7 protein-coding genes and 2 pseudogenes are annotated in these 14,572 nt (G+C 55.3%); all 9 read left to right on the top strand.

Annotated elements, in window-relative coordinates:
* Positions 1 to 89: 89 nt before the first annotated feature.
* A pseudogene (locus GHK62_RS34235) lies at positions 90 to 221 on the top strand (IS5/IS1182 family transposase); the annotation flags it as partial.
* A gap of 503 nt (positions 222 to 724) precedes the next feature.
* A pseudogene (locus GHK62_RS12990) lies at positions 725 to 920 on the top strand (transposase); the annotation flags it as partial.
* 496 nt (positions 921 to 1,416) lie between these two features.
* Entirely contained in the window at positions 1,417 to 2,187 is a 771-nt protein-coding gene (locus GHK62_RS12985) for a hypothetical protein (protein WP_153439613.1), read from the top strand.
* Positions 2,156 to 3,022 carry a class I SAM-dependent methyltransferase gene (locus GHK62_RS12980; protein WP_167528230.1) on the top strand — a complete coding sequence of 289 codons (867 nt, stop codon included), beginning with the start codon at positions 2,156 to 2,158 and terminating at the stop codon, positions 3,020 to 3,022. The genes GHK62_RS12985 and GHK62_RS12980 overlap by 32 nt, the downstream gene beginning before the upstream one ends.
* A 3-nt stretch (positions 3,023 to 3,025) precedes the next feature.
* Positions 3,026 to 3,931, top strand: a complete 906-nt coding sequence (locus GHK62_RS12975; protein WP_153439611.1) for an EamA family transporter — start codon at positions 3,026 to 3,028, stop codon at positions 3,929 to 3,931.
* Positions 3,932 to 4,873: 942 nt separating this feature from the next.
* Complete coding sequence (locus GHK62_RS12970; protein ID WP_153439610.1) at positions 4,874 to 11,317, top strand: non-ribosomal peptide synthetase; 6,444 nt, start codon at positions 4,874 to 4,876, stop codon at positions 11,315 to 11,317.
* Positions 11,318 to 11,334: 17 nt separating this feature from the next.
* Complete coding sequence (locus GHK62_RS12965) at positions 11,335 to 12,723, top strand: MATE family efflux transporter (protein ID WP_153439609.1); 1,389 nt, start codon at positions 11,335 to 11,337, stop codon at positions 12,721 to 12,723.
* Between the two features lie 126 nt (positions 12,724 to 12,849).
* The gene (locus GHK62_RS12960; RefSeq protein WP_153439608.1) at positions 12,850 to 13,500 is read left to right on the top strand and encodes a 4'-phosphopantetheinyl transferase family protein; all 651 of its coding nucleotides are present in this window, start codon (positions 12,850 to 12,852) and stop codon (positions 13,498 to 13,500) included.
* A 563-nt stretch (positions 13,501 to 14,063) separates the two neighbouring features.
* Positions 14,064 to 14,572: calcium-binding protein (locus GHK62_RS12955; RefSeq protein WP_420377798.1), on the top strand; the 509-nt coding region annotated here is incomplete at its 3' end.

Raw genomic sequence — 14,572 nt, 5'->3', positions numbered from 1 at the left:
CGATCAGCAGCGGCAAAAAACGTGCCAAAGCAAAATCTGTATTCTACCGAGGGGTTGGTTTGCGCTCCCAGCCGGAACCGACGCCTCCTATGTCAAACCTTGAAGCACGGATTGCGCCAAGGCACCCCCTTCAGGCGTTGCGCGACTTGGTGAACGCCGCGCTTGCGTCGCTGGATGGATCGTTTGCGGCACTCTATGCCAAGACCGGTCGGCCCCTCGTCGGTTCGAGCCACGGGATGCCAATGATGTGTGGCTTCTGCATAGGAGGGCATCTGAGGCTGTTGGTGTGCGTGGTCCGGAAGCGGTGTGGGAGGATGACTTACACAATATCGGCGAAGTATATATCGCATCAGGCGGCGACGTCGTAGTTGCGCACATCGGCTCCAAACTCACTGCTATGGGCGACGTGCAACCCGTTGACGATGACGTCGCCGAATTGAAACGTCGATCCGCCCTTTCAACGACGAGGACTTGGGGGGAGGATTCTTAGCGAATTGGAATCGCGAGCCGTTGCCCTAGGATTCAAGTGGATAAAGGTTGACACGACAACGATCCAATAGACGGCTGGCTATATCAGCCGCGGGGAAGGGATGTTGCACGGATACGGAGTGATCTTCTACGAGAAGTGTTTCGCCGACCGGGATGACGGCGCCACATGATTTATGAGGTTGTGTGCCGCGGGTCGCTGAGCAGTCGGTCGAATTAATGGCATCCCTGGTAGCCCGAACAGGCGCTGGTGTCGATGTTGGCGGAGATGTACGTCCAAAGTGTTCTCCACACGGAAGGTTAAGTCGATCACGGAAGAACTTTGCGGACATGACTTCTCCGCTTCTGCGATTTTAGCCATCAACAAACGCTTGGATGAGAGCCTCGCCAAGCGCCTGCTTCCCGAGCCTTTTCCTCATCTCATCCTCGACGCACCCGCCAGGAGAAAGTCGGTGGAGCTCGGGACGACCTAATAAGGTTCCAAGGACATCACACCAGGTGCACACATTCGTCGGCGTTTTGACAATATGTCCGACATGAGACACTGCGCTGTTAGAGTGATCACGTTGTCTGGAAATGGTTTTCTGGTTGGCACGGCAGTTGCTTGGGCAAAGGCCAACAATCCTACCGACGACTTAGCAGAGTTCCTCCATGCAGCCTCGCCAGTCACCACCCGGAGATCAGTCCAGCGAAGCCGCCTCCGCTTGGTATCGGAATGGCTAAGTCTTGTAGCGTTAAAACCCTGCCTGATGTCCGGCGTGCCAAAATCTTGGCGGCGGCCGACGGCCGGCAACATGAACTTATCCAAAATCAAGGTAATTGGCTCATGTTTATCCTCAGGGGACACGTCGATATAAACTGAGCGGGTAATTTGTACCAGATTACCTAGCATGAGAAATTGAAGTAAACGTATTATTTGGAGTTCTGCGCATGAATACGTCCATCTATACCTCAAAGGGCTTCGAGGCGAAGTATCATCTTTGGTCGTCGCTCGATGTCCTCGGACCCGATGGTTCGGCCCCTGTCGGAAAATGGACGGAACTTGCAGAAGAGCGCCGACCGTATTTCGAGCATGATATGAGTTCGGAATACGACTCTATCCATCTGTTAAATTATCTGAAATCACAGGGTATGCTCCTTTCAGATGGGTTTAAGACCTTGCATGAAGCGTGGCTGCGCGATGAGCAGAACCACTATGCTGGCTTGCGGGAGATATACCATCGTCTCTACGATACTCCTCGCGAGGAGATCGACAGAAAAATTAAGGGTCGGATTCCTGATTTCAGGCCGATTGCCCATCTGATCCAAGATGAGTTCTCTCTGCTCGTTGCGGTCGCCTTTGACGAGATCACTAGTGCACGCGCCTACGCGTATGATCGGGATACCTATACCGCCCTTGGCGGTGAGCCCTTCCTGACGTGGGTAAAATACGCGGGGCGCGACGAGGGTGTCCACGCGCGTAACGCGCTGGAATTGCTGAAGTACGCGCACGGGCATCGCCTGAATGAACTCGCTGAGCGTGTCGATGCGATATGCCAGTATGAATTGGCCGGCGACTTACACTATCACGGCACGTTCCTATTCGACCATGACACGGATGACTTCTCGAAGGAACTGTTTGTAGAATCCGGTCGTACCCTGTGCAGCTTTTTCAACCACGAGCGGGAGTTTGCAGATTTCTGCGCGCAACTACAATTCTGATCCTATGGAAACGTTTGAACGTATCCTGGTGGCGTGCGGTCCTGATCTGGCGAACCACGTTCGTCCAGGAACTGCGGCGGAAACGGCGGCGCGAATGCTTTGGATCGAGGCCGGGGGCAATGTAGATCAATTTGTTCGCTGGTTGAAACGATATCTTGCCGGGGACCAGCCAGAGTACATCCTCGGGTGGCAACTATTTGATGGTGTGCGCTACCATGCAGATCGCCGCGCCTACATCGCGCAGGACGACAGCTTGGCTTTTCTTGACCGGCTGGTGGCCGAGGCGCAGCGGCTGGTCGTGTTGCGCAGGCGCGCGCTGCGGATATGTGAGGTCGGTGTCGGTGGTGGCGCTTTCCTTTGCGCGTTATCAAGACGATGCGCGGCAGCCGCGCTTCCCGTCCTTGATTGGCTTGGACTGGATATTGACGGGGCTGCGCTGAATGTGGCGGCGATTAATTGTGAAATGGCACAGCTGCGTGTGCGCCTGATCGAGAGCGATATCTTGGCTGAGTTGGAGACCGACGCAGCTCCAGACATGATTTTCGCCTACCCCCCTTGGGGTAATCGCTTTGCTCCGGGCGACCGGTTCACCGGTACCGAATGGGAGCTGTTTCACCGTGCTCTTCCGCAGATTTCTTGCTATGTGGTTGGTGGAGAGACGCGGGTGCACGAAGAAATCCTCGAACAAGCACACCGCCGCTTTCCCGGCAGCGAGGTTCATATCTTCAACGACTACCTACCGCAGTCCGAGATCGACCGTGTGCTGGCGCTGCATCCGAATCTGATGGTCGAACCCTGCGGTCCAAGCATGACGGCCTTCGCAAAACGGGGATAGGACTTGGAACAGTGGATCGTGGTTGCGCTGGTGTGCCCGTTGTTTTGGGCGTTGTCCAATATCGTAGACAAGATTGGTATGGACCATGCCATCGAGACGCCGCAGCAGTTCATGTTCCTTTTGAGTCAATTTTACACGGTGGTCTTCGTGGGGTGGTTAATGGTGACCGGAATAGGCGGGTCTCTGTCACTGCTTGCGGTGCTGGTAGGCGCCCTCTTGTTCGTTCTCTACTATCTCTATGCGGTCGTGCTTAACGACGAAGACATCACATCGGTCATTGCCGTTCACCAAATAGAGCCGTTCTTCGTGATGCTTCTGGCTCTTGTCTTGTATAGCCGATTGCCGACGGGACGTGAAGTCTTGGGATTCATCCTAATAATCGTCGGTATCCATTGGTTCACCTCTTGGCGTACAGATACGGCATCGACGAGAAAACCACTAATTTCTTTACGGAGCACCGGTCTTTTGGTTGCTTCGGCGTTGATCGGTGCAATTGCAACAATCGTTTCCGACGTAGCCTTGACGGATATGAGGGTTATGGACATCGCCGGACAAAGTGCATTGGGCTATGGCGGGTCTGGATTGATTGCGCTGTCAATTAAAAAATACCGTGCGCGTTCCTTTCACGCTGGGCGGATTGGCCTTCTAAAGAAGGCCGGATTGGTATTCCTTGCAGGAGTTTTTGATCTTCTGGGTTATGTGTCCTTCTATAAGGCCCTGAATATTTCAGATAAACCTGCTATGGTTTCGGCGGTTTCGAGTATCCACCCAATCTACGTATTTATTTTGAGCGCCACACTGTCACAGGCGTTCCCGAATCTAATGCGGGAGGACAATGGGGGAGGTAAGTTTAGCCGAAAGGCCATAGGGAGCCTAATTGTTCTTCTTGGGGTGATGGCAGTGAGCTGATGCGTACGCCGAGAATCTATCGACGTGCGCACGAGGATTGCGCGGCTTGTCGAAAAAACTTGGGAATGGTGGAGGTAATGGAGACTTTCGCGCTCGGCTTTGGTTCGATCGGGCGTGGCACGCTGCCGGTAAAAGAGGCACTCTTGTTGAGGGCATCGCGTTGGTTTCCCACTAAACGACGGTAAGGACTGTCGGGCTTTTGGCCGGGAGGACCGCAAATGCGCAAGCACGAACTGCTGAGCGAAGCCGAGCGGGAACAACTACTGGGGATCCCGATCGATCGTGGTCTCGCAACAGGCTCAGCGAGCGCCACGTGCATCGCCGACCCAGGTCTTCGTTCGACATCTTGGCGGTTTCGAGCCGCTGCACGCGCTTGCTGGCGATGGGCGCGCAGCGGCTCGACGGCACTCGCGCGAGCCCGGACAGAGGCGCGCGTAGATGTGGCTGTGAATATCACCCACTGCGGCTTAGCTTCCGTTTCCGTTCCACGTAGCCAGCACCAAATTCCGCCCACCGGCGTCGCAAGGAAGCTGTCGTCCAGCTAAAGCTGCACCACTTCAATGGCGCCCGACGACTCTTGTGTCGCAACGGTGGCGATCAAACGCGTCTCCACCGGCTCAAAGAAATCGCGCTGTGCAGGATTCGTCGGCGCAACGCGGACTTGAAACCGTGCTAAGGCTGCACTCGCACTGGTTAAGTTCACACTCTCCTGTCCGCTATGCGTCGGAAACGCGCCTAACCCGCCACCGTTGTCCGTTTTGTAGAGTCCGCGACAAATGTAGCTCGACCTAGCTTCTTGCTCCTCATTTAAACGGTTGATATTGCACTTCATTCTTGCCTGAGCGCCTCTCTGCGTGAGCTGGCACGAATTTTGAAACTCCTCCTCGCGACGCGTCACGAAATACCGTGACCTACTGATCGCAGCGCCCCGAGAGGAGACTTATGCTTCACGAAGTTCGATCTGATAAACCCGAATTTGTCGGAAACCAGTTCATCGATGTCGTCGTGGCTATCGATAAGATTGCGGCATCATCCCCCGACAGGATTGCGATCCAACATGGCTCGGAGGAACTCACATATGGTGAGCTGCGGGTGCTGTCAGACACCATCGCAAACACCATACGGGAGCGCTGCGCGGATGGCGCAGTCGTGGCCTATTGCGGCGAACGGAACTTCAATTGGGTAGCCACAGTAATCGCCATTCTGAAAAGCGGTTCAACATATTTGCCGCTCGACCCATCCTTACCGGCCTCCCGAATTTCCTTCATGATTAAGCAAAGTGGATGCACTCTGATTATCGGGCCGGAAAAACCCGAAGCGCTTGGTCTTTTTGAGAAGGACTGCGACGGCGTCAGACAATTCATGACGGTGGAAACGGCGCTACTCGGTAGCCGCGTCTCTCCTGCAAGACCATCTTCGGCTGATCCCCATCTCGCTTACATTGTGTTTACGTCCGGTTCGACGGGAAGGCCCAAGGGCGTGATGGTTCAGCGCGCAGGTCTAAACAACCATTTGATGGCCAAGATAGATGCCCTCGAACTAAGCGAGCAGGACTGTGTCGCACAGACTGCCTCTCATGGCTTTGACATCTCCCTGTGGCAGCTTTTGGCAGGCTTGTGTGTCGGCAGTTGCGTCGCGATCATAGATGATGCTGCACTGCGATCTCCGATGGCCCTTCTTAGAGCTCTGCAGGCCCATCGTGTTGCAATCGCCCAATTCGTTCCATCGGTGCTCGCCGTATTCGTTGAACACCTGCAGGCACTCTCAGCCAACGAGCGGCTCCTCAGTGCCTTACGCATGATCTCCACCGTAGGCGAACCGCTGACGCCTGCCTTGGCACGCAGTTGGCTGACGCTCTATCCTCAAGTCCCCATTCTCAATCACTACGGCCCGACAGAATGTGCGGACGGGGTGACGCACCATTTGATATCGGTCCCACCCAGCGCAGCTGACACCTATGTGCCCATCGGCAAGCCGATTTCGAGTCTTAAGGTCTATGTCGCCAATGGAATGCGTCTGTGCAAGACGGGAGAAGTCGGCGAGATCTATGTCAGTGGAGTCGGTGTCGCTGATGGATACATCAACGATAACGACCGTACCAGAGACGCCTTTCTGCCAAACCCGTTCTCCGACCACCCGTCCTATCGACACCTCTACAAGACCGGCGATCTCGGGCGCATCAGGGCAGACGGCCTTGTGGAATGTCTGGGTAGACGAGATCGTCAGATCAAACTCCGCGGGCACCGGATCGAACTTGGAGAGATCGAGTCTCACCTCTGCGCTCATCCTTTGGTAACGGCCGCAGTGGCTACCGCACCCGTCCACGAGAACGTGAAGCTTACGGCGAGGGACATAACCTGTGTCAACCGCGAGCCTGGCCGAAGACGAATAGTGGCCTATGTGTCGGCTCCTGCCGAGCTAACGGAGGGTGAACTCCGGCGCTTTGTCGCCGAAGCGCTTCCCAGCTACATGGTTCCAGAACGAATCATTCGTGTCGACCGGCTTCCTATCACCCCAAACGGCAAAGTGGATCTCGCGTCACTGCCCGAACCGTCGGCCGTTCGCCCCGAGCTGCTGAGCCCGTTCGAGGAGCCAAAGACGGAGTTGGAAAGCACGCTGCGAGATATTTGGTCCGACGTTCTTGGGATCAAAATTATCGGCGTCAACGACCAGTTCATGGACCTCGGCGGTGACTCGCTCCGGGCGACGCTTATATTGGCTCAAATGCACAGGCAGCTCGGGGCGAAGGTGGATTTCAGGCTTGTTCTGAATGGGACCATCAGATCGCTGGCAGCGGCGATCTCAACGCAATCCAAGACAACACAGAACTTGCTTCCTGCGAGCGGGAAGCTCAAACGATCACCCCTGACACGAGTGCAAGAACACCTCTGGTTCTTATGGCAGCTCGATCCGAATGCGAAGAACTACATTATCCAGGGCGGTCTGCGCATACGAGGTGCCATCGATCTGACCGCATTCAATGAAGCCTGGTTCGATGTTGTTCAGGCGCATGACGCGCTTTCAGCACGTTTCAGCGACGAAGACGGGCCGGTTCAGATTTTTGATGATCCACAGGGCTTCGACCTAGAGTTTATGGACGCCACTCACCTGACTCAAGGGGAGGCCGACGAACTAATTGCGGAGCTGCGGCGCACGGAGCTCAACACCACCTTTGATCTCAGTCAAGGACGTTTGTTTCGTGCACGGATGATCCGCCTCGGCGCAGATGACCATCTCATACTGATAAGTGCGCACGAAATCATCATCGATGCGTGGTCTATCTCTGTCCTCCTTAGAGATTTGCAGACGAGATACTCCAATGCCGCTGCGTTCTCTCCAGCCGAACGCACATCCCTCTCGACATATGCTCTTTGGGAAAGTGTACACATTACACCGGAGTCGCTCGATGAGCAGCGACGTTATTGGCGTCGGCAGATAGGCGACAATCCTCCGGTACTTCTGCTAGGTAACAGGCGACTGCGGCCGAAAGAGAACTCCTGCCGCGGGAGCTCGCATGCGTTTTTCCTTGGCCGCGAACTGTCTGAGCAAACGCGAGACTTTGCACGTCGGCACAGATGCACGACTTCTACGATCCTCTTAGCGTGTTTCAAGCTGCTGTTGCGAATGTATAGCGGGCAAGACGATGTTGTCGTTGGCATACCGCATGTGGTGCGTGGCCAACCAGGCACCGAGAAGATCGTGGGATTCTTCCTCAACATGCTGCCAATCCGAACCACGATCGATGTCAATAAATCCTTTGTGAAGCACGCGACTGACGTGCAGGACATTGTAAGCGATGCTATCGCGAACTCGGCGTATCCATTTAGCTGGATGGTCCGGGATACTCGATTCCACCGCGAGCCTGGTCAATCGCCTATCTTCCAAGTCATGTTCAACATGTATTCCGAGCCTGCGGAACCTCCGGCAAAACACGATCTGGATCTGACATTTCGCGAATATGACACAGGCTATGTGAAATTCGACCTTACCCTGTACGCGCAAGACGAAGGCGATGCAATTGCGTTGCAACTGGCTTATGCCGAAGACAGTTTTTCGAGCGATGTGATCGCTCGCATGGCCGATAATCTTCGCCATCTCATTGCTGCCTGTATCGAGAGGCCAGACGAGCCGATTGTCGCCTTAAGCGACCTCAGCCCGTCGGAAGTCGCCTTTCTAAACGCGCTAAAGGGCGATGAGCCGTCATGTGAGAACGAGCCTTCGCTTGTGGAAGCGTTTAATCAGGTAAGCGCTTCAACAGGCGATCAGGTGGCTTATTTCGGCGAGTTCGGGGCAATCACGTATGGCCAGTTGCGCAAACGCATGGATACGATCCAGTCCGTTCTGCGAACTTGCGAGGTGGGTGCGGGTGACAGGGTCGCCATGCTGGTCGACCGGTCGCCAGATGTAGCGGCCGCAACTTTGGCGATCCGCAATTTGCAGGCGACCGTAGTGCCTATATCGCCAAGTTTCCCGAAGGAACGGGTTGGCCACATCATAACGGACAGTGGGGCAAGCCTCCTTGTGCACGCAATCGCGGATGAAGAGGCCCCTTTCGGTGTGCCGTGCGTTAATCTGTCTACGCTGCAGGGTGGATACGATCCTCGACGGGTCTCGAGCCGAACTGTCGAGCGACTCGAGGAGGGTGCAGCCAGCCTAATATATACTTCGTCCTCGACGGGTAAGGCGAAGGGCGTTCTTATACCCGAATCTGCAATTCTCAACCGATTGAACTGGATGTGGCGATGCTTTCCTTTCGATCGCACCGACGTGATGGTTGTTCAGAAGTCAGCGGCGCTTGTTGCTGCGTTGTGGGAGTATTTTGGAGGGCTCCTGAAGGGCATTCCGACGCTGATCCTTACGCATGAGCAATTGGTCGACCCCGATCTCTTGTTAGGGGCATTGACAAGGTATCAGGTTACGCGGTTGTTTGCCTCTCCGCCCGTTTTGACTGGGTTAATCACCTCTCAAAAGCGACAGGCGAAAACGACCAGCTTACGCCTAGTTACAAGCAGTGCTGAACCGATGCCGCCATCGCTTCCTAGTCGTTGGCGAGAGTGCTTTCCAGATGTGCCGCTATGGAATTTTTATGGCACTACGGAGTGCGCATCTAATGCGGCGGTGTACCGAACATCGGACGTCGACGATGGCTCATCAGTTGTTCCGGTTGGGCGCCCGATCGATAATGTGAAAACTTATGTCCTTGATGCAGAGTTGAAGCGGGTTCCCGTCGGAGTCTTAGGTGAACTTTGCATGGCAGGACGCTGTGTGAGCGCGGGATATTGGAAGGACCCAGCACGAACTAAGCACTCTTTCGTGCCAAACCCATACGATGAAGGCCAATACAGTGTCCTTTATCGCAGTGGCGACATCGCTCGCATCTCAGCCAAAGGCCTTCTGGAGATTTGCGGTCGTGCGGACAACCAAATTCAGCTTCAGGGTTTCCGAATTGAGCTGGAGGAAATTGAAGCGGCGCTTGAATCTCATCCTGGCATTGCGCAAGCCGCCGCTCTGGTAGAGGGCGTGGACGACGATCGGCGGCTCGTTTCCATTGTGGCCCCAGCTCGCGAAAATCTGACCTCAGGAGACATTATTACTCATCTGCGCCAGGCACTCCCATCTTACATGATGCCATCAGACTTTCGCATAGTGGAATGTATGCCGCTCACACCCAGCGGGAAAATAGATCGGGCTCGTTTGCCTTCTATCTCGTCCCGGCCGATCCAAAAAATCAGATCGCCTGAACCGCGCACGGAGAAGGAGCAACTCCTCGCCGCGATCTGGCAAGAGCTGTTGGGCACCAAATCTGTCGGCATTGACGACAGCTTCTTTGACATCGGCGGAAATTCGCTTCTGAGCGTGCGGTGCGTCACACTAGCGCGTAACGCGGGATTGAACTTGACGGTCGGTCAGCTGCACAGGACGCCGACGATTCGGCAACTGGCAACGCACGAAGCGCCGGCGGCGACGTGTGCCACTCCCAAGGGACCACTGCCGGTAACCCCTGCAGTCACACATTGGAATAGCGTTGTCGGAATCGGCGAGCACTACAACATTGGCGATCTTTTCTTCATGCCCGCCGGAGTCTTGAATATATCCATTCTTGAACGTGCCCTTTTGCATGTCATCGGCCGGGAGGAAGGACTGAGGCTCCGTATCGACCAAACGGACAGGGGCCTATCTCAGGTAATCGGATCAGCAGCAGATTCCCCGGTAGAGGAAGTGGACCTTGTCGGTGTGCCCACATCAGAACAACTCAAAGTCATCGAGCGCGCCTGCGCGGAGCGTCAGCACGGTTTTCGATTTGACGGCAGGACGCCTCTTGTCAAAGTCTCGGCCTTCCGGACATCAGAAAGCGGCGATTACTATTTACTTGTTCTGCTCCATCACTTTGTAGCAGACGGGGTTGGATACCGACTGTTCCTGAATGCGCTCGACGCAGCTTATAGTTCGTTTGCTGCGGGCCAAACCCCTGTAGATCCAGGGGCCACGCCGCTGTCTCAATGGCTCGGCCGTTTGAATGACTACGCGAATGGTGAAGCGCAAGCCGAGCTCGAGTATTGGGAGAGCCTACGGTATGACTTGTTCGATATGCGCGTAAGCGACGCCGGGTCACGTGCGGCGGGATTTTCAGCTGAAACTGCGAGGTGGCTCCACTATGCAGGCTTTGAGGAGATAATCGACGAGAAGCTCTGCAGCCCGCTGTGGAAAGATCATGCTACATATCATCTTAGGATCAGTGAGGAGACGACGGCGTGCCTTCTCAAGGCTGCGCCAACGTCCGCGCATTGTGAAGATTTCGACATTCTGCTTGCGGCTATCTCGGGGGCATTTGGCCGCACTTTTGGAAATTACTCGCTCTGGATTGACAGTCTCACCTCGACTCGGGGAGGTCTTTTCGACGACATCGATTCGTCGCAAACGATCGGCTACATCGGTGAGCTGGTACCGCTGCCATTATACGTTACGGAAACGGAGTCTCGTCTAGACCGCGCTCGCTCTATATATCAGCAACGCAGCTCCTTGCCCCGCAAGGGCATAGGTTTTAGAGCTTTGAAGTACTTGAATCGGCAGCCCGCAGTGCGGGAGCGGATCGATCGTCTGCCATTACCCAGGATAGGAGTGAACTACCGAACGAGACTCCAACGTCACTATCCGCGCCGCCTGCTATCCAGAGATTCACACCCGCTATGGATCGGCGAAGACATGAACCAGTCAGTTATGAATTATCTCTTTTGGTTCCGTGTCGGATACCAATCGGGCGAACTGCAAATTGAGGTGAGATACGATCCAAGACAAGTAGGCTACGAATCCACCCGCAGCCTCTGCACGAACTTTCGCGAGGAGCTCCTACGGACTGTCGATGCGTTTGCACAGGTCAACGGATGAGGCCGTTGGAGCTACATATGAAAGGCAAAGACGAACGCATGGCATCGCCGGCAGAGCACATCAGTTTGTTGGACGGCAACGTTTTCCGCCTCATCATGCGCCTCGCCATTCCCTCGATTATCGGTTTGTCGATCAATGGACTCCAGCAGGTCGTGAATGCAATCTTTGTCGGAAGGCTTGGCCCCCAGGCAATCGCCGCCGTCAGCATTGCTTTTCCGCTCGTAGTGCTGCTCTCCTCAGTGGGGCAGGGGATCGGAGCCGGTACGGCATCATTCGTGTCCCGCAATCTTGGCGCCGGCAACTCATTGGAAGCGAGTCGTGGTGCGAGCTTGGCGCTGGCTCTCGTGCCTCTGATTGGGCTGGCGCTTACTGTCGCCCTCCTTTTCAGTTTGCGCGACGCTCTCGCTTTGCTCGGCGCCAGTCCGACGATAATGCCCGTCGCGCTCGACTATGCATCGACACTCGTAGTTGGCTACACCCTCATCCTGTTGAACATGGTCAATGGCTACATCGTAAGGGCTGAGGGTAACACCCGGTTCAGCATGTGGACCATGATTACGGCTTTTACGTTGAATGCGCTGCTCGATCCGGTTCTAATTTTCACGCTGGATCTCGGAGTTCGCGGCGCCGCGCTGGCAACACTGTTGTCTCAGATTGTCGCCACCAGCATGTATGTCGTGTATTTCGCGAAGCAGCGCGGGATTGTCCGTTTTCGAGCTTCCTACATCACTTTGAGAGGCGACCTAGTAAAGCAGATCGCAGCCGTTGGGGCCCCAGTGACCATCAACGGTATTCTGACTGCGGCTTCATTCATGCTCTTGTACAGGGCTGCTGCCACATTCGGCGACAATTCCATTGCCGCTGTGGGTATAGCCGCACGATTGCTAACAATCGGAACATTCCCGATCATTGGCTTTTGCATCGGCTCACAAGCGGTTCTTGGTTTCAGTTGGGGAGCACAGGATTTCGCTCGGGTGCAGAAGGCGGCGAGCTTCATGTTTTCCACAGTCTGCGCCTATTCAGTCATCTTTTCTGCTTTGGTTGTGATTTTCGCCCGGCCAATCGTCCACCTTTTCAGCGACAGCGAGGGTGTTACTGAAATCGCCGTTTCCACCTGTATTATGTTCCATCTCTTTTTCGGGCTGTTTGGCGTCCAACACGTGGTAATAACTATGCTTCAGTCGTTCGGGAGAGCACGCCTGAGCGCGGTCGTTTGCTTCGCAAGGCAGGGATATCTCTTCGTGCCAGCCATACTGCTGTTTCCACGCATTTGGGGCTTCACAGGATTATTAGTCAGCCAGGCAGCTGCTGAGCTGCTGGCAGGACTGCTTGCTGTCTTTGTAGCGGTCAAGCAGTTCAACAATCTCAAAGGAATGCTCCGGCAGGCTAAAGCCGAGTGTATTTAGCAAGTCATGCTTACTTACCCTTGGCTGCTAACGCTTAACCCGCTTAAAAACGCCATGTGCAGTGATCGCCGCAAGCACGACTTTCCATGAAGTACGCAATAGTGCTCAAGCGAAAGGAAATCTCAAATGATAGAGACGCTGCTTCCATCGAATATAGCCGTGCAAACCTCGCGAGCAGGTACAGACAGCAGGGCCGACGTGATGGTCGAAGAAGAGAGTGCAGTGGCCGGGGCCGTCGAAAGCAGAAGGCGTGAATTCTCCGTCGGACGAGCCTGTGCCAGATCGGCATTGTCCAAGCTTGGCTTTCCTCCGTGCGCCATTCCAAGTGGACCTGACCGGGCACCCCTTTGGCCAGCCGGCATAGTCGGCAGCATAACACATTGTGCTGGATTCTGTGCCGCCGCTGTGGCCCTGCAGGAGGACTACGTTGCGCTCGGTATCGATGCAGAAGTCGACGAGGAGCTGCCGTCGGGCGTGTTGGAGCTCATTTCGGTTAACGAGGAGCGAAAGTGGCTGGCCAACGCACCAAGGCACCTCAATTGGGGCCGATTGCTCTTCAGTGCTAAGGAGAGCATCTTCAAGACGTGGTTTCCGCTCACACGTGAATGGTTGGGATTCGAGGATGCGGTGGTCACTTTCATTCCGGACGGGACGTTTGTTGCTCGGCTTCCCAACACGCTCATGCCGACCCGCAATTGTGCTTGGGAACTCCGCGGCCACTTCCGCATTGCAAATGGACTGATACTAACTGCAGTATTCATTGCAGGGCACAGCTAGCGCCGGAGCCTGGCGTTCTCTGATTAAGTGAGATCTGCGCCTGATGGAGCGCTCAATGGCGAGCCGTGACAAGGAAGCGGATCTATTGAATGAATGGCGCTCACCAATCTCCGCAGGCTGGTGCCCCGTCGCTCCGATTGCGAAAGCACTTTGGAAGCAAGAGCCTGTAATATTTTGAAGATACTGACGATTCTCTGAGACGTACGGCGGTCATGGTAGGCTAGTGATGTTGAACGTCACCCGATCCCTCACGAGCAACACCGGGATGCTCCACCCCGCGATTGCGTTATTCTAGCGGCGGTGAGGCGATGGTGAACGCGAGCCGCATCAGGCGAGGGAGCAGGATCTCGCCTGCCCACGTGTTTATTGCGACGCTACCCTGGTCGCCGGCTCGCGGGCACCGCATGCATGATCCCGCGTCGGTCCATAAATTCAAAGCAGTGAAGTGAAGGGCGCCAATGCATCCGACATGTGGATCGCTCCCATCAAATCAATCGATTACTCCAATAGTCTGATGCGGGGTAAAAAGATGGTGTTGGGGTGTTAGACCAAGGAGATCTGCAATGCTAATCCATGGTGGTCCAAGTGACAACAGCCTCCTCGGCAGCGATGGTGACGATCTGCTCATCGATCCCACCGGCAATGACTGGATTGACGGTGCTCGCGGTAATGACTCCATCTCGTCCGGCAATGGCAATGACCGAGTCTTCGGCGGCGAAGGCAATGACCATATCTTCGGCGAAGCGGGCAACGACTATCTTTACGGAGACAATGGCCGCGAAAGACCGCCCGTGGCCGGTCAGGACAATGACAAGCTCTACGGCGGTCCCGGCGACGACGTCCTCTTCGCCAGTGACGGCAGAGATCAGCTGACCGGCGGCGACGGCCAAGACACCTTTGTGTTCCAATCCCACAATCCGGTCCGCGACCCAGCGGGCTGGCCGGACCCGGGCTACACGGTCATCTTGGATTTCGACCCGAACGAGGACACTTTCGCCTTTGATGCGGCAGGCTATTACAGTGACGGTACCAGCGCAAACTTCGTCAGTCACGCCAGTTCGCGGTCTGGCCA

The sequence above is a fragment of the Sinorhizobium terangae genome (assembly GCF_009601505.1).
In the GTDB taxonomy this organism is placed as follows: domain Bacteria; phylum Pseudomonadota; class Alphaproteobacteria; order Rhizobiales; family Rhizobiaceae; genus Sinorhizobium; species Sinorhizobium terangae.
This window is presented reverse-complemented; position numbering and strand designations above follow the sequence as displayed.